This window comes from Acinetobacter sp. YH12241 (assembly GCF_013417535.1).
Classification (GTDB): domain Bacteria; phylum Pseudomonadota; class Gammaproteobacteria; order Pseudomonadales; family Moraxellaceae; genus Acinetobacter.
This window is the reverse complement of the sequence record NZ_VPDQ01000002.1, coordinates 57,193-73,502: the sequence shown is the minus strand read 5'-3', so window position 1 is coordinate 73,502 and position 16,310 is coordinate 57,193. Positions and strand designations below refer to the sequence as shown.

The 16,310-nt window shown below is 43.5% G+C and carries 15 protein-coding genes; 4 read left to right on the top strand and 11 right to left on the bottom strand.

Going from position 1 to position 16,310, the window contains the following annotated elements:
- Nucleotides 1–46 precede the first annotated feature (46 nt).
- Both purB and FTV18_RS01860 read left to right on the top strand, forming a co-directional pair.
- A complete protein-coding gene (gene purB, locus FTV18_RS01865; protein ID WP_034703634.1) occupies nt 47–1,435 on the top strand; it encodes an adenylosuccinate lyase in 1,389 nt (462 codons plus the stop codon).
- 91 nt (nt 1,436–1,526) lie between these two features.
- Nucleotides 1,527–2,162, top strand: a complete 636-nt coding sequence (locus tag FTV18_RS01860) for a DUF2238 domain-containing protein (RefSeq protein WP_180016695.1) — start codon at nt 1,527–1,529, stop codon at nt 2,160–2,162.
- A gap of 59 nt (nt 2,163–2,221) precedes the next feature.
- On the opposite strand, the gene FTV18_RS01855 is transcribed toward FTV18_RS01860, so the two are convergent.
- The 10 genes from FTV18_RS01855 to FTV18_RS01810 form a co-directional block, all read right to left on the bottom strand.
- A complete protein-coding gene (locus FTV18_RS01855) occupies nt 2,222–2,461 on the bottom strand; it encodes a hypothetical protein (protein WP_159123128.1) in 240 nt (79 codons plus the stop codon).
- 62 nt (nt 2,462–2,523) lie between these two features.
- Nucleotides 2,524–2,946: a hypothetical protein gene (locus FTV18_RS01850; RefSeq protein WP_180016697.1), complete on the bottom strand. Its 423-nt coding sequence runs from the start codon at nt 2,944–2,946 to the stop codon at nt 2,524–2,526.
- A 108-nt stretch (nt 2,947–3,054) separates the two neighbouring features.
- Nucleotides 3,055–4,017, bottom strand: coding sequence for a protease SohB (gene sohB / locus FTV18_RS01845; RefSeq protein WP_159123126.1), 963 nt, complete (start codon nt 4,015–4,017; stop codon nt 3,055–3,057).
- A gap of 138 nt (nt 4,018–4,155) precedes the next feature.
- Nucleotides 4,156–4,398 carry a hypothetical protein gene (locus FTV18_RS01840; protein ID WP_180003462.1) on the bottom strand — a complete coding sequence of 81 codons (243 nt, stop codon included), beginning with the start codon at nt 4,396–4,398 and terminating at the stop codon, nt 4,156–4,158.
- Nucleotides 4,399–4,603: 205 nt separating this feature from the next.
- On the bottom strand, nt 4,604–5,521 hold the full coding sequence (gene pstB, locus FTV18_RS01835; RefSeq protein WP_218945514.1) for a phosphate ABC transporter ATP-binding protein PstB: 918 nt from the start codon (nt 5,519–5,521) through the stop codon (nt 4,604–4,606).
- A 13-nt stretch (nt 5,522–5,534) separates the two neighbouring features.
- Entirely contained in the window at nt 5,535–6,926 is a 1,392-nt protein-coding gene (pstA, locus tag FTV18_RS01830; protein ID WP_180016699.1) for a phosphate ABC transporter permease PstA, read from the bottom strand.
- Nucleotides 6,926–8,305 carry a phosphate ABC transporter permease subunit PstC gene (gene pstC / locus FTV18_RS01825; protein ID WP_180003467.1) on the bottom strand — a complete coding sequence of 460 codons (1,380 nt, stop codon included), beginning with the start codon at nt 8,303–8,305 and terminating at the stop codon, nt 6,926–6,928. Before pstC ends, pstA begins: the two co-directional genes overlap by 1 nt.
- Nucleotides 8,306–8,410: 105 nt before the next feature.
- On the bottom strand, nt 8,411–9,439 hold the full coding sequence (locus FTV18_RS01820) for a substrate-binding domain-containing protein (RefSeq protein WP_180003469.1): 1,029 nt from the start codon (nt 9,437–9,439) through the stop codon (nt 8,411–8,413).
- Between the two features lie 194 nt (nt 9,440–9,633).
- Nucleotides 9,634–11,016, bottom strand: coding sequence for an amino acid permease (locus tag FTV18_RS01815; RefSeq protein ID WP_180016701.1), 1,383 nt, complete (start codon nt 11,014–11,016; stop codon nt 9,634–9,636).
- A 43-nt stretch (nt 11,017–11,059) separates the two neighbouring features.
- Complete coding sequence (locus FTV18_RS01810) at nt 11,060–12,775, bottom strand: alpha-keto acid decarboxylase family protein (protein WP_180016703.1); 1,716 nt, start codon at nt 12,773–12,775, stop codon at nt 11,060–11,062.
- A 139-nt stretch (nt 12,776–12,914) separates the two neighbouring features.
- Between FTV18_RS01810 and FTV18_RS01805 the strand changes: the two genes are divergently transcribed.
- The gene (locus FTV18_RS01805) at nt 12,915–13,388 is read left to right on the top strand and encodes an Lrp/AsnC family transcriptional regulator (protein ID WP_180016771.1); all 474 of its coding nucleotides are present in this window, start codon (nt 12,915–12,917) and stop codon (nt 13,386–13,388) included.
- A gap of 52 nt (nt 13,389–13,440) precedes the next feature.
- Here the strand turns inward: FTV18_RS01805 and FTV18_RS01800 are convergent, their stop codons facing one another.
- Entirely contained in the window at nt 13,441–14,871 is a 1,431-nt protein-coding gene (locus tag FTV18_RS01800; protein ID WP_180016705.1) for an aldehyde dehydrogenase family protein, read from the bottom strand.
- A gap of 303 nt (nt 14,872–15,174) precedes the next feature.
- Between FTV18_RS01800 and FTV18_RS01795 the strand changes: the two genes are divergently transcribed.
- On the top strand, nt 15,175–16,227 hold the full coding sequence (locus tag FTV18_RS01795; RefSeq protein WP_180016706.1) for an aromatic ring-hydroxylating dioxygenase subunit alpha: 1,053 nt from the start codon (nt 15,175–15,177) through the stop codon (nt 16,225–16,227).
- The last annotated feature ends 83 nt before the right edge of the window (nt 16,228–16,310 follow it).

Below are 16,310 nucleotides of genomic sequence, written 5' to 3'. Positions count from 1 at the left end.
GTACGCGCACCGTTTTTCGTTTAATTCCAAAATTTAGGGAATCGATATGAACGCTTTAACTGCACTTTCTCCATTAGATGGACGCTACGCTAGCAAATGTGATGCGCTGCGCCCTTTTCTTTCTGAGTTTGGTCTGATCCATGCTCGTGTGACTGTTGAAGTGCGTTGGTTACAAGCGCTTGCCAACCGTCCTGAAATCACTGAAGTGCCAGCTTTCTCATCTGAAACCAATGCTGCACTTGATGCGATTGTTGCCAACTTCTCTGAAGAAGATGCCAACCGCATTAAAGAGATCGAACGTACTACAAACCATGACGTGAAAGCGGTTGAGTATTTCCTGAAAGAAAAAATTGCAGGGATTGAAGAGCTGAAAAATGCGGGTGAATTCATTCACTTTGCATGTACCTCTGAAGACATCAATAACCTGTCTCATGCTTTAATGCTGAAAAATGGCCGTGATGTTTTAATCGCGTCTATGCAACAAATTATCGATTCAATCGTGGCTTTGGCTGAGACTCACGCTGAACAGCCAATGCTGTCTCGTACTCACGGTCAAACTGCCAGCCCAACCACTTTGGGTAAAGAAATGGCGAACGTGGCTTACCGTCTGGCTCGTCAAATCAAACAGTTCAAAAATGTTGAATTGCTGGGCAAAATCAACGGTGCTGTAGGTAACTACAATGCACACTACTCTGCTTACCCAGAAATCAACTGGCCTGCTCACTCACAAGCTTTCGTGGAATCTTTAGGTCTGACTTTCAACCCGTACACCACTCAGATCGAACCGCACGACTATATGGCGGAACTGTTTGATGCACTGCGTCGTTTCAATACCATCCTGATCGACTTTAACCGTGACGTTTGGGGTTATATCTCTCTCGGCTTCTTCAAACAAAAACTGAAAGAAGGCGAAGTGGGTTCTTCTACCATGCCGCATAAAGTGAACCCAATCGACTTTGAAAACTCTGAAGGTAACCTGGGTATTGCAAATGCCGTATTGGCTCACCTAGGCGAAAAACTGCCTGTATCTCGCTGGCAGCGTGACTTAACTGACTCTACTGTGCTTCGTAACATGGGTGTTGGTTTTGCACAAAGCTTGATCGCGTTTGAGGCATGCTTAAAAGGTATCGGTAAACTTGAACTGAATGCTGCTCGTATTCTTGAAGATCTTGACCACGCACAAGAAGTTCTGGCTGAACCAATCCAAACAGTAATGCGTCGTTATAACGTTGAAAAACCATACGAAAAACTGAAAGCACTGACTCGTGGTCAAGCGATGACTCGTGACATGATGGTGAGCTTCGTGAATGGTAATGAGCTTGAAGCAGTTCCTGCTGCAGACCGTGCACGTCTGGCTGAAATGACCCCTGCAACTTATACAGGTAATGCTGCTGACCAGGCAAAACAAATTAAAGACTTAATTTCTAAAATCTAATTTAGATAATTAAGACCAAAAGCGAGGCTCCGGCTTCGCTTTTTTTATTTATAATTATTTTCAACTTTAAAACAAAACGACAGATAACAAGATGATAGATCATCGATTGAGCGGCAAACATTTGATCAGCCTGGGGGTTTTGGTGGCTGCGATCATTGTTGCCAGCATTCAGCCTCTGGAAATGCAATCCTATTTACTGCATCAGACCGGTACCCTATTTATGATCGGTATGCTGATTTTCTGCCTGTATAAAATCGGACTCAGTTTTCTTAGTTTTAATCTGTATATTCTGTTTTTATTCATCCATATCGTTGCAGCACATTATCTATATTCTTATGTGCCTTATAATGACTGGATTCAGACACTGTTTGGCTTTGACCTAAATGCTCTCATAGGCTGGTCTCGCAACATGTTTGACCGTTTTGTGCATCTGGTTTTTGGCCTGTTGCTCTATCCTGTTTTTTATCGACTGTTTCAGGTCTGGTTACCCCAGCAAAAACCATTCACCATTTTTCTTTTAGTCATTCAATTTGTGATGGCAACCAGTCTGATTTATGAATGGATTGAATGGCTGATCGCCATTGGCTTATCACCTGAACAGGTGGAAAGTTATAACGGCCAGCAAGGTGATATGTGGGATGCCCATAAAGATATATTATTAGCGACAGTTGGGGCGATGTTTACTGGTGGATTGATGTTAATTCCAGCAAATAAAAAAGCCCACTAAAGTGAGCTTTTTTATTTGCTGGAATTAAAGACTTAGATTTTATATTTTCTTATTTTAAATTATGGAAGTGGGCAATATCGCTGCCAATCATCTTTCATTTTTTGCAATTCATTACCCGTCAATATCTCGCTGTAATAAATATAATAGGTGGCATCGGGATATTGAATCTCATGTCTGTACATAATTCCACGTAGAGAAACAGGCAACTCTTCTGGGAAGTCATCCGCTAAATTCAGTTCCTCAAATTCATAGTTAAAATAACAATTTTGGATTGCTAAAAATGCTTCAGCCACGGTCATCTTTCTGCTCTTAATGGAAATATGCTTCATTTTAGCTGATGAGCAGTAACCATGGCTGATATTTATGAAGGTTCAATCCATTTAACCAGCTTAGATTCTGCCAAATGCGGATATTTGAACTTATCTAAATATTCAAAGCAGGCTTTTTGACCTTGAGGAATTTTCTTTAGATGCTTATCAAAAAATAGATGACGATTATGTTGAGTATCATCAAAGCGGATGCTGACACGCTCAAAGTAACCACTCCGACGAGCATTGAATTGGTAAAATTGAATCACGCCACAGTCCTTCGAAGGACTAACTGGTGGAGCATCTGGCTTTAAAAATGCGTAAAGTAAAAAGATTGAAGTGCCCGGAAGAAAGCTGAGCCAAAATAAAATCTTCTTCGATTCGTCAGTGGTTAATTTCGCTTCAGAATAGAGCATAAATAGCATCGGAATAAAAATGATACTGAATAAGCCTAATAGTAAAAGAAACGTGAGCATATAAATGAGAAACCACTATAAGTCAGTTATTTATAGCACAATTGTTTAATTTTAGATCATAAAAAAGCCCACCGAAGTGAGCTCTTAGATTCATAACTGAATAATGAATTAAAGTTTAGGATCGCGCATCTGAACCAGATTTGAATTGGCTTTGGTTAGCGTATCTACTACTTTATTCATCACCGCAGGGATAAAAGAATCTGCAATTTGTGCTGCTTGCAAACCTAGTTTTTCGCCCAGCGTTGGTTTTTTACGGGTCTGGATTAAATACACATCATGTTGTGGTAATAGGCCTAGCAGATATTCATCGGAAGTTTGCAATTTATCTACCAGATTCAGGTCTAGGGCATCCTGACCATACCAGTGTTCACCCGTTGCCACTTTTTCAACATTTAACTGTGGACGATATTTTTCCACGAAGTGTTTAAACAAGGCATGTGTCTGTTGCAATTCTTCTTCAAACTTGGCTTTGCCTTCTTCGGTATTTTCACCAAACATGGTCACCGTACGTTTGTATTGACCCGCAGTATAAAGTTCAAAATCGATCTTGTTTTCTTTCAGCAGACGGTTAAAGTTCGGCACCTGTGCCACTACCCCAATTGAACCCACAATCGCAAACGGCGCAGAAATCACTTCATTTGCAATACACGCCATCATATAACCGCCACTGGCTGCCACTTTATCGACACAGATGGTCACATGGAAACCCGCTTCACGTAAGCGCACCAGCTGCGCAGCTGCAAGACCATAACCATGCACCATACCACCCGGACTTTCTAAACGTACAATGATACGGTCACGACCAGCTTTCGCTGTAGATAGAATCAGGGTAATTTCTTCACGCAGGCTTTCTACCGCAGACGCAGCCATATCGCCTTTAAAATCGAGCACATAGATTTTCTGGTTAGTTTTCTTACGCGCACGCGCTTCTTTTGACAATTGCTGGCTCAATTGCAAAAGTTCCAGTTTAGATGAAGTTGTTTGCGCTATTTTTTTTCGTTGCTCGTTAATGCGCGCATTCAAGTGACTAATACGGATTTCAGCGGGTAATTTGGGGGTATGAAATAACATAAAAATCGGGTCTCAATTATTTATATAGGTTTCAATTTAAGATAAGGTCAAATGATTTTTTTTCAATAGAATATTGTTGTTTAATTGCTGAAACAGAGCAGTATCCATGGGGCTCTAGTAGAGCAAAAATAATTTGTACTATAAAAGATTAATGCCATGTTGATAACCTGCCCAGAGAATAACACCCAGCAATACAGCAGAATTCGCATATAAGGCTTTTTCCTGCTTTTTAAAATAGAAATTCAAACTGAGTCCATACAGCAATCCAATCAGTGTATAAAACATGCTGCCGCCTTGTAATTGATGCCACAAACCACCAATGCCTAAACTTAATGCGATCAGCAGCATCAGAAAAACTGACATCTTTTTGAGTGTTTCCATAGCGGATGCAACCTTTTCTTAACATCTATCTTTTGACAGCTCTGCCATGTCAAAGACGGCATATTCTATAAGAATTTAGGGCACAATAGGATTCGGTTTATTTTTCCACATTTCACTGATTCAATTGATATATCTTCTATTCTTTGGTTACTTTTGGATATAAAAAAAAGAGCTTTTTAGCCCTTCTTTCTTGAGATAAAACTTCTTAACCAAAACGCCCTGTAATATAGGCCTCAGTGAGCTGATGATCTGGCTGGGTAAAGACTTTCTCGGTCGAGTTGACTTCGATCAGATCACCTAAATGGAAATAAGCGGTACGATCAGAGACTCGCGCTGCCTGCTGCATGGAGTGAGTCACAATAGCAATGGTGTATTGGGTTGAAAGCTCGGAGATCAGTTCTTCAACTTTGGCTGTTGCAATCGGATCGAGTGCTGAACAAGGTTCATCCATTAGAATCACTTCAGGAGAAACGGCAATCGTCCGTGCAATACATAAACGCTGCTGCTGACCACCCGACAGCCCCGTACCCGGCTGATTTAAACGGTCTTTGACTTCATCCCATAATCCCGCTTTACGCAAGCTGTTTTCTACAATTTCTTCCAGATCATATTTATCCCGTGCCAGACCATGCAATTTTGGCCCATAAGCGACATTGTCAAAAATCGATTTTGGAAAAGGGTTTGGCTTCTGGAACACCATCCCCACCTGCGCACGCAGCAATACCACATCCAGATTCGGATCATAAATATCCTGATGATCCAGCAACACCTTACCGGTCACACGACAGCGATCAATCGTGTCATTCATCCGGTTTAAAGTACGCAGGAATGTTGACTTACCACAACCTGAAGGACCGATAAAAGCAATCACTTCATTTTCATAGATGTTCAGATCAATGCCTTTAATTGCTTCTGTTTCACCATAGTAAACATGTACATCTGAGGTACTGATTTTGACCTGATCTGACTTTTTCGGTGCTTTGTTTTCAGCCTGAGTATCAAACTGGGAAACAAAAGCAGTCGCCGGCTTTTGGGTTACAGAATCTTGGATAAATTGTGTATGTTGTGGATTCACAGACGGATCCTTTTCTAAGGCATTTATAGTTGGATTTGCTGTATTCATATTCTGCCCCTCCTTACCAACGGACTTCAAATTTCTTACGTAACCAGATGGCCAAGCTGTTCAGGCTGATCATCATGGCCAGAAGTACAATAATGGCTGCTGCAGTACGCCCTTCGAAGAAGTTACGCAGCTCATTGCCTTGCCACAGGAAAATTTGCACCGGCAATGCCGTGGATTGATCAAAAGGCGAAGCCGGAACACTCGCCACAAAAGCACTCATCCCGATCAATAATAGTGGGGCCGTTTCACCCAGTGCTTGTGCCACACCAATAATCGCCCCAGTCAAAATACCCGGTAGTGCAAGCGGTAAAACATGGTGAAATACGGTTTGTAAGCGTGATGCACCTAAGCCTAATGCTGCCTGACGGATGGATGGCGGTACGGCTTTGAGTGATGCACGCGTAGTAATAATCACAGTCGGTAATGTCATCAAGCTCAGTACCAGACCACCGACCAATGGTGCTGAAAGCGGCAAATGCATCCAGCCAATAAAAATCGCTGCACCGAGCAAACCAAAGACAATGGAAGGAACTGCCGCAAGGTTATTAATATTCACTTCTACGACATCGGTAATCCAGTTCTTCGGCGCAAACTCTTCCAGATAGATAGCCGATGCGACCCCGATCGGAATCGAAATAAAGATCACGATCAGCATCATGAACAATGAGCCCATAAATGCGCCTGCGAGACCTGAGGTAGCAGGTGAACTGCGCGAGTCCGGACTGGTAAAGATATTGGTATTAAAGCTACTTTCTATGATTCCGGCAGCTTTCATATCATCCGCAAGCTGACGGACTTCAAGACTGAGCTGTTGCTGTTCATCGGGCAGATCGCGGTCAATATTGCCAGCCAGCCAGACATCAACATTGGCATCTGCCAGAATTTTCACGTCCTGAGTTTGACCAACCAGAGCCGGATTATTCAGTACCATATCCCGCAGACGATACGCTTCTGAACTGGTATATAAATAGCCCAGTTCATCACGCTGGCTTTCCAGCTTACTGTTTTTGGCAATCATGCCATTTACAATCAAGGCATCCCAGTCGACCAGACCGACCTGCATTTGCCAATCCACCATACGCTGTTCAAATTGTGCCTGGGATTCTCCCGCAGCCTGTTTAGGTTTAGGATTAATATTGACAATGGCTGGATCAAAATGAATCGGCAAGCTCATACTGCTTTGCCAGAATGCCGGCAAACCTTTGCCCAAAATACTGCCGAAAAGAACTACCACAAAGAACAAACCAGCCAATACGGCAGAAAGCCCCATGACACGAAAGGTTTTTTCTTTGCGATGACGTCGTGCCAGAGAGCTTTGAATGGTCTTCCTGCGCTTTTCACGTTGCTCAGCAGCCACAGATGGATCAATAGGCTGATCTACAGGCGTTGTATTTGAAGTACTCATTAGTCGTATTGCTCTCGATATTTACGCACGATGTACAGTGCAACAATGTTCAGCCCTAATGTAATGACAAACAGGGTAAGACCCAACGCAAAAGCCACCAGCGCCTGCGGACTGGCAAAGTCAGTATCACCCGTAAGCTGATTGACGATAGTAATGGTCACTGTTGAGACTGCTTCCAGCGGATTGGCATGCAGTTGCGGACTGTTTCCTGCTGCGAGTACCACAATCATGGTCTCACCAATGGCCCGCGATGCCGCCAGCAAAAAAGCGCCAATAATGCCGGGTAAAGCGGCTGGTAATACGACCTGACGAATCGTTTCAGATTTGGTCGCGCCCAGACCTAAAGAACCATCCCTCAAGGCACGTGGTACCTGGGTAATAATGTCGTCTGATAAAGATGACACGAATGGAATAATCATGATGCCCATGACGAAGCCAGCAGTAAGCGCACTGGTGGCATTAATATCAATACCGACCAAAGCACCTAGACTTTTAAGAAATGGCCCCAGAATCATTAAGGCGAAAACACCGTAGACAATCGTTGGAATTCCAGCCAAAACCTCAATGGTCGGCTTTGCCCAAGCTCGGAAGCGTGGTGATGCGTACTCGGCCAGATAAATCGCAATCATCAGTCCTAAGGGGACTGCAACAAGTAATGCAATCCCGCTGACCATCAATGTTCCCCACAGCAATGGCAATAATCCATAACTGCCTTCGGCATGACCCGTGGTGCTAAAACCCGGATCCCATTCGGTGCCAAAGAAGAAATCCAGTGGACTGACAAAGCTGAAGAATCGCATGGCTTCGCCAAACATCGACATCACAATGCCGAGTGTGGTCAGGATGGCTACTCCAGAACACAAGGCCAGCCCGATATTCATGATCTTTTCGACCTGATTCCGTGCACGAAAATTCTGGCTGATCCGTTTTTTTGCCCAGACCAGACCGGCCAAAGCCACAGAAATGACAACTGCCAGTTTGGCAAAAGTACCGATGGTAGAAAATTTAGCTAATTGTTCTGCTGCTGCAAGTTCATAAGCAGCCGGCTGATCACTGACACCGAAACCGGAAGCCAATGCCTGTACACGATCTATGACCACACTCAGACTGGCTTGATCCAGATGAGTCAAAACATCATGAGGCAGGTGTTTAATTACGACCTGTTCCAGCAGGCTAGGTTCAACAATGTTCCATGCCATCAGAATCAAAAATGCAGGAAGTCCACACCACAAAGCTACCAGTGCGCCATAATATCCAGGACGTGAATGTAGCATCGCAGAATTATTGCCCTGACCTGCTAGTTTCCGGCTTTTACTTAATCCGATTTGATAGGCGATGGCAATTAAAGCCAGTAACACACCTATAAGTAGCAGATTCATGTATTCTCCATGCTTCTTTCAAGGATTTTAGTCTGTGAAAAAACTTGCTTGTTATGAAAAGCCGATGACAGGTCGACTGTCACCAGCATTTTCCTAAATCCTGTTTTATTTCACTACTACGGCTTTTGCAGCCTTAAAGTTTGCCAGCACTGCTGCACGTTCTTTGTCTGACATTGAAATCAAGCCGGCTTTTTCCAGCTTGGAACCCTTACCCGATACCTTTTTATTCAGGAAATACTCTGTGAACTGTTGCAAACCTTTGATTGATTTCAGGTGTTCGCCTTTGACATAGAAGAACAATGGACGAGATACCGGATAAGCACCGTTTAAAATGGTCTTTTCAGAAGGTGCCACGTTATTGACTGTAGCTACACGCAGACGATCACGGTTCTGGTCATAGAAGCCCAGACCAAAGACACCGACTGCACTTGGTGAGGTCTTTAAACGTGCCAAGGTTTCAGTATAGTCACCTGATATTTCAATGACGCGTCCATCCTTACGGAAGGTGCTACACGCCTTTTTCTTGGCATCTTTATCTAGAGACTTAATTGCAGCATACGTTTCACAGCCTGCATCCACCATCTTCTCCTGGAAGACTTCACGTGTGCCATGATTTGAAGCCGGAATCACTAAAGTGATGGGTTCATTCGGCAAAGCTGGATCAATCTGGTTCCAGCGGGTATATGGATTAGCCACCATTTTCCCTTTAGAAGGTAACTGCGCAGCTAAAGCAGCATAAACATGCTGAGGTCGTAATTTATAAGCGGCTTTATTCGAATTAGATGCAAAGACAATCCCGTCATACCCGATCTTGATTTCTAGTACCTTGTTGACACCATTCTTTTTACATTCTGCCAGTTCGGCACTTTTGATTTGACGCGAGGCATTGGCAATATCAATGGTATTGTCCCCTACACCATTACAGAACTGTTTTAGGCCGCCAGATGAACCACCTGAACCAACGACTGGTGTTTTAAACTGAGGGAAAGTATTGCCAAATTCTTCAGCGACAATACTGGCATAAGGTAAAACAGTAGAAGAACCTGCGATTTGAATAGTGTCACGTGCTGCATTCGCTGTCGTGGATGCCGCTACCCCCGCTGCAATTAAGATTGCTATATTTGTTAAGCGCATTCTGGATCTCTCTCATTTATTAAAATTTCGAGTACACCACTTTTGATTCAGTTGAGTACCTGTTTTCGATACTCACATTTTGATTTTGGAATATGACAGCCGGGTTACAGCTTTATGACGGTTTTATGATAATTAATCCGTCACCTGATCAAGACAATATAATAGAAAAAAGACCCTGTTCAGGGCCTTTTTATTTAAGTGGTGGGTTCAGCAGATTCAGGCAAGAGCACAGGTTTCCTGCGATATTTCATCACATACATCACCGTCAAAAACAGCAACCAGACCGGCACCAATGCAACAGCAATCTGCATTTCTTTGGTAAAGCTCATGATCATTAAAATCATGATAATAAATGAAATCGTCAGGTAATTACTCCAGCGGCCAAACAGACTTGGGAATGCGGTCGTCTGCTGCTGTTCCTGCATGGCTTTTCTGAATTTCAGATGGGTCAGTGAAATCATCAGCCAGTTAATCACCAGAGCTGAAACCACCAGTAGCATCAGAATACCAAAAGCTTCACCCGGCATGAGGTAATTCATTAATACACAGATACCGGAGACTGCTGCCGAGAATAGAACAGCATTCACCGGGATACCACGGCGGTTAATTTTCTTTAAGAATGCCGGTGCATTACCCTGCTGAGCCAGACCCAATAACATACGGGTATTACAGTAAATACAACTGTTATAGACTGAAAGTGCAGCGACCAAGACTACAAAATTAAGAACATTGGCCACGCCGTGACTATTCAATGACTGGAAAATCATTACGAACGGACTACCGCCTTGCGCCACCAGATTCCATGGATAGAGACATAGCAACACACCTATGGCGCCAATATAAAAAATGAGTACACGGTAGACAATTTGATTGACTGCTTTTGGAATGGTCTTTTCTGGATTTTTGGTTTCACTGGCGGCAATACCAATCAGCTCCAGCCCACCAAATGCAAACATAATCACAGCAAGTGCCATCATAAAACCCGACCAGCCCTCAGGGAAAAATCCGCCATGCTGCCACAAGTTGGTCACACTGGCCTGACTTCCTGCAGAACCGCTAAACAGCAGATAGATCCCGAATCCGATCATGCTTAAAATGGCAATGATCTTGACCATGGAAAATATAAATTCGCTCTCACCGAAGAATTTGACATTGACCAGATTGATCCCATTCATAAGCAGGAAGAATGCCAGTGCCGTGAGCCAGGTCGGAATCTCCGGCCACCAGAACTGAATAAAAGTACCAATTGCACTCAACTCAGCCATACTCACTAAGACATAGAGCACCCAATAGTTCCAGCCTGAAATAAAGCCTGCTTTTTTGCCCCAGTATTTATTGGCAAAATAACTGAATGAACCACTGACCGGTTCATGCACCACCATTTCACCCAATTGGCGCATGATCAGAAATGCAATGATGCCAGCGATGGCATAGCCCAGAAGCACTGATGGGCCTGCCAGCTGAATTGTATGTGATAAACCTAAAAATAATCCTGTACCGATCGCTCCACCTAAGGCGATTAGCTGGATATGCCGGTTGGAAAGCTGTTTTTTTAATTGATGATCTTCAACATCCATATTGTCACTCCTTGTGAACAATTTTTTTAATTTCTACATTTTGCTAGATTGCCTTTTTGTAGGGAGGTGTATTCTGCTCAACCAGCTGCTTATAACCATATTCACCATAGTCATAGCGTGCCACGACTTCAGCAAACTGTTTTAAACGTTGTGGTGCATCCATACGTGGGAGTTGCAGTTCAATCAGACATAATTCCTCAGCCTGATGAACTTGTGCGAGTGTACGCTTTAATTCTGCCGGGGTTTTCACTATATGAGCCTGATGCGGAGTATCAGCAGAAAAGACTTGAGCAAACTGGCTGTATTGCCAGTTCTGAATATCGTTGTACTTGGCATTTTCACCCATGATCAAACGTTCAATGGTATAGCCGCCATTATTTAAAATAAAAATTACGGGTTTTAAGCCTTCTCTTAATAAGGTAGAAAGCTCCTGAATGGTCAGCTGAATCGAACCATCACCAATAAACAGCAGATGACGGCGCTGTGGTGCAGCAAGCATACTGCCAAGCAAGGCAGGCAAGGTATAGCCGATTGAACCCCAGATCGGTTGTACCAGATACTTGGCGGTCACTGGCAAGGTTAGTCCAGACAACCCCGCATTGGCGGTGCCCACTTCTGCCACAATCACATCATCTTCCTGTAAGAATTCAGAAATCTGCTGCCAGAGTGCAGTTTGGCTCAGCGCAGTATTTTCTTCGATCTGTTGAGTTTGTAACGATGGTTTCGGTGCAGGATTAAAAGTACGTGGTTGATCATCTAAAGTCTGTTTTGAGATAGCTTGGATCAACTGAGCTAAATCCAGTCCACTGATCATCTGCCCATCCAGACAAAGACAGGAATCCGCCAGATACAGCATATTTTGTGCGGATACACGATGTGAGAAAAATGCGGTGGCAACATCGGTAAAACGTGGCCCAATAGCGATCAGGCAATCCGACTGTTCCACCAGCTGACAGGTTGATGCTGCGCTTGCTGCACCTGCATAAACACCTGCATATAAGGGATGGCTTTCATTCATGATATTTTTGGCAGTAGACAGGCAGGTATAGGGGATTTGCATGCGCTCAGCCCAATTTTGCAGCATATCGGTAAGCTGGAAAATTTCTGCTCCATTGTCAATGAGCAGGACTGGCTGACGTGCCTGTTTGATGCGTTTAGCTATCCGTGTCGCAGTTTCTTGCAGAAGTTTTGGATCACTCTGTGGACGGCTCAGATCTAGAAGTTGCTTAGGTACTTTAATCTGGAGATGGGTAATATCTGAAGGGAGCTGGATATGAACCGGTCGACGCATCAATATACATTGCTTTAATACCCGGTCAATTTCACTCACTGCATTGGCTGGAGTCAAACGTGTCTGTGCCACGGTAAATTCGCGCATGCAGTTCATGATATTGTCATAATCGCCATCAATCAGGGTATGGTGTAACAAAGCGCCCTGCTCTACGGCATGCAAAGGTGGAATGCCGGAAATATGCACCATGGCAACCTGCTCAGCATATGCACCTGCAATACCGTTAATCGCACTTAGATCGCCCACACCATAAGTGGTCAGTAAAGCGCCGACACCATGCAGACGGGCATAACCATCTGCTGCATAAGCTGCATTTAGCTCATTACAGTTACCGATAAATTCCAGTTTTGGATCAATTTCAATCTGTTCTAAATAGGAGAGATTAAAGTCACCTGGCACACCAAAAATATACTGAATTCCTAGTTCTTGCAGGCGCTGATTAAGGTACTGACCAATTTCCATAAACATTATTATTTTCCCTATCACTTATTATGCTTCAATTACAGAATATTGCATTTCATTTTCTGATTTCGTGCATAATGCAAGTCACAATGATTTAAAAATACATAGAACGTGTATCGAATAAGGATTCAATGCAATGGATGCAATGGATAAATTTGACTGGAAAATCATCCAGGCTTTGCAAAAAAATGGGCGCCTGACGAATCAGGAAATCGGAGATTTAATCGGTATGTCAGCCTCTCAATGTTCTAGACGGCGTCAGCTGCTGGAACAAAAAGGAATTATTTTAGGTTATAGCGCCTGTATTCATCCTGAAGCTTTGGGAATTGCGGTTTTGGCTATGGTTCAGGTTAATCTCAAAACACATGACGCAGCAGCGAAGAGCGCTTTCCAACAATTGATTGAAGAAGAAGAAGCTATTCAGGAAGCTTTTTCTTTAAGCGGTGATGCAGATTTCATGTTAAAAGTAGGCGCTAAAAATCTGGAAATGCTGGCAAATTTTGTGACTGAAAAATTACTAAGCTGTAATTTTATCGGCCATATCAAATCTTATATTGTCTTAAATAAATTCAAGCAGTTACATTTTGATTTTCAGGCTGCCCGCCCTTTATTACGTTGATATATTTTAAGTAAAAGAAAAAAGCTCAAGTTAAACTTGAGCTTTTTTTGATTTAATTTTTATTGATATGAACAACCTGTTGAATCGTATTTTCGAGCAGGCCACTCAGTCCAAACTGTGCGCCGATGCCCGAATGTTTCCATCCACCAAAAGGTACATGCGGGAAAATCTCACCATGCGTATTGATCCACGCCGTACCACAACTCAGTCGTTGAGCAAACTGCTGCGCCTGCTCCAGATTGGATGACCAGATCGAACCACCTAAGCCAAAATCCGTATTGTTGGCTTCAGTCAGTACTTCTTCAATATCGTGATAACGAATCAAAGGTAACACCGGACCAAACTGCTCTTCCTGCACCAGACGGCTATCTGGGCTTACATTGGTCACAATTGTTGGTGCAATAAAATAGCCTGTATCCGGTAGATTCTGACCAGATGTCATGACTATTGCACCTTCATCCTGAGCTTCCTGAATCATGGTCTGAACTTTTTGGTATTGCTTGATGTTTTGCACTGGGCCAAAAGTAGTCGTCTCGGCTAAACCATCTCCCAGAGATTGTTGCTGTGCGACTTTTACTAATTCCTGTGCCAGTGAATCATATTGGCTGTCATGCACATACAGCCGTTTCAACGCTGCACAGGTCTGGCCCATGTTGATAAAAGCTCCATTAAAGATTCGGGTTGCCATTGCCTGGATATCGGTATCTGGCAAAACAATGCCTGCATCATTGCCACCAAGTTCCAGTGTCAGATGCTTGAATGTCGCAGCTGCATTCTGCATGATTCTTTGCCCAGTTACGGTCGAACCGGTAAATACTACTTTGGCAATTGCAGGGTGACTGGTCAGCTTAGCCCCAACTTCTCCGCCTCCTGTAAGTATAGAGACCACTCCAGGTGCAACTTCTTGCTGAATCAACTCACCGAGTCGAAGGGTAGACAATGGGGTAAATTCTGAAGGCTTATTGATCACTACATTGCCAGCGCGGATTGCCGGCATGATATGCCAGACAGCAATCATTAAAGGCCAGTTCCATGGAGTAACCGATGCTACAACTCCTAAAGGCCGATGATGAAGTTCGATCCGCTTATTAGCATCATCCTGTAAGATTTCAGTTTCAATCTTGAGTTCTGCCTGATAGCGGGTCCAGGCAATGGCCCCACCGACTTCAAATTCAGCCAGTGCATAAGGTTTGCCCTGCTCCTGCACCACTAAACGCGCTAACTCTTCCCGATGTTCTTCAATACGATCTGCAATACGATGCAGGATTGCCTGTCGCGTTGCATCATCCGTATTTTTCCAGTGTTGAAATGCCTGCTCGGCACTACGGATGGTATCTTCAATTTGTGCTTCCGAGGGAGAGGAACATAGGGCCAATACCTGCTCATCAGCAGGATTAATCACCACAAAACTTTCGGCAGCGCCTTGTACCATTTTTCCTTGAATAATACAACCAACGGGTTGGGATACATGCAAATTAGTCATCTCTTCATCCTGAATCAGATATTTTTGTTGTTCCCTGACATTAGCTGATTTTGTCTGAATGGAGCTTGCATATCACATTAGGCATAAAGTCCTGAATGCACATTTTGTGCATGGAAAATAGAAGAATCATCTTTCGGGATGCTTTTTTGGAACTTTAAATATTGCTTCCTTTAATTTTTTGCCTATAGCTCATTCTTCCTTACATCCTGTTCGAATTTATGCAACAGGATGTCCTGATCTTTGAAATTTCGTAGAACATCACATTGGCCTATATTGGAAATAAAGAATCACAGTGATAGCGTCATGAATAGCACAACCATTCCAGTTTTCAATCCAGATTTACCGATTCACATGACATTTGAAGAACATGACTGGCATCTCCTGGCTCAATATTGGTATCCAGTGGCCTTAGCCCGTGATGTCTCTGAACAGCCGCTAGGGACAATGTTGCTAGATATGCCACTGGTCATTTATAAGATGCAGGATGAACTGATCGTGGCCAAAGATGCCTGTCCGCATCGTGGCGTGCCCTTAAGTCTGGGAAAAAATGATGGTCAAGGCGTCGTTTGTCCTTATCATGGCTTGCGTTTTGGTACACAAGGTAAATGCAACCGTATCCCTGCACATCCACAGCATAAAATTTCAGATCGGTTTCATTTACGGACCTATGCCGCGGTTGAACGTTATGGTCTGATCTGGTGTTCACTGACAGCTGACAAAGATGCTGAACCGAATATTCCAGTGATGCCTTATTGGAATGATGCAGATTATCAGCAACTGATTTGCCCACAAGTCGACATCAAATGTTTTGCTGGCAGACAGCTAGAAGGTTTTATTGATGTCGCCCATTTTGCCTGGGTACATCCGGATACCTTCGGTGATCCGAATGATGTTGAAGTCCCGAATTACACTACAACAGAAACTCAATATGGTTTCAGTGCTGACTATATCAGCAGTGTCGGCCGTTATCCGATTGGGTTAGATCAGCGTGGTCAGGAAGATTTTAAATGGCTACGGCATTTTGAAATTAGTCTGCCCTTTACCGCAACCCTGACCATCCATTTCCCTAATGATGCCAAACAGGTGATTATGAATGCTGCTTCACCGATGACCGCCCGTCAGACCCGACTGTTTGCTCCTATCTGTCGTAATTATGATAAAGACTTACCCGTCGAAGAAGCCTATGATTTTAATCTGAAGATTTTTGAAGAAGATCGTCTGATTGTCGAAAACCAGAAGCCTGAGTTTTTACCGCTAGACTTATCTCTGGAAGCACATTTCCCGGCAGATCGCAGCTCCAGTATGTACCGTAAACTGTTAAGGAAAAAAGGCTTTAATCCTTTATTTGCAGCTTAATCACCTTGAAGCTGATGATCTATATGGATCAAAACCCAATAAAAAAGGAGATCATCTAGATCTCCTTTTTTCACCTGCAACCG

Bases quoted from the DNA above. Each gene is read 5' to 3' on its own strand.
- sohB (WP_159123126.1), bottom strand. From the start codon at position 4,017: ATGTTATTTCATACCCCCAAATTACCCGCTGAAATCCGTATTAGTCAC.
- FTV18_RS01850 (WP_180016697.1), bottom strand. From the start codon at position 2,946: ATGCTCACGTTTCTTTTACTATTAGGCTTATTCAGTATCATTTTTATT.
- pstA (WP_180016699.1), bottom strand. From the start codon at position 6,926: ATGAGTACTTCAAATACAACGCCTGTAGATCAGCCTATTGATCCATCT.
- FTV18_RS01805 (WP_180016771.1), top strand. From the start codon at position 12,915: ATGGATAAATTTGACTGGAAAATCATCCAGGCTTTGCAAAAAAATGGG.
- FTV18_RS01840 (WP_180003462.1), bottom strand. From the start codon at position 4,398: ATGGAAACACTCAAAAAGATGTCAGTTTTTCTGATGCTGCTGATCGCA.
- FTV18_RS01855 (WP_159123128.1), bottom strand. From the start codon at position 2,461: ATGACCGTGGCTGAAGCATTTTTAGCAATCCAAAATTGTTATTTTAAC.
- FTV18_RS01800 (WP_180016705.1), bottom strand. From the start codon at position 14,871: ATGACTAATTTGCATGTATCCCAACCCGTTGGTTGTATTATTCAAGGA.
- FTV18_RS01820 (WP_180003469.1), bottom strand. From the start codon at position 9,439: ATGCGCTTAACAAATATAGCAATCTTAATTGCAGCGGGGGTAGCGGCA.
- FTV18_RS01860 (WP_180016695.1), top strand. From the start codon at position 1,527: ATGATAGATCATCGATTGAGCGGCAAACATTTGATCAGCCTGGGGGTT.
- FTV18_RS01810 (WP_180016703.1), bottom strand. From the start codon at position 12,775: ATGTTTATGGAAATTGGTCAGTACCTTAATCAGCGCCTGCAAGAACTA.
- purB (WP_034703634.1), top strand. From the start codon at position 47: ATGAACGCTTTAACTGCACTTTCTCCATTAGATGGACGCTACGCTAGC.
- pstB (WP_218945514.1), bottom strand. From the start codon at position 5,521: ATGAATACAGCAAATCCAACTATAAATGCCTTAGAAAAGGATCCGTCT.
- FTV18_RS01815 (WP_180016701.1), bottom strand. From the start codon at position 11,016: ATGGATGTTGAAGATCATCAATTAAAAAAACAGCTTTCCAACCGGCAT.
- pstC (WP_180003467.1), bottom strand. From the start codon at position 8,305: ATGAATCTGCTACTTATAGGTGTGTTACTGGCTTTAATTGCCATCGCC.
- FTV18_RS01795 (WP_180016706.1), top strand. From the start codon at position 15,175: ATGAATAGCACAACCATTCCAGTTTTCAATCCAGATTTACCGATTCAC.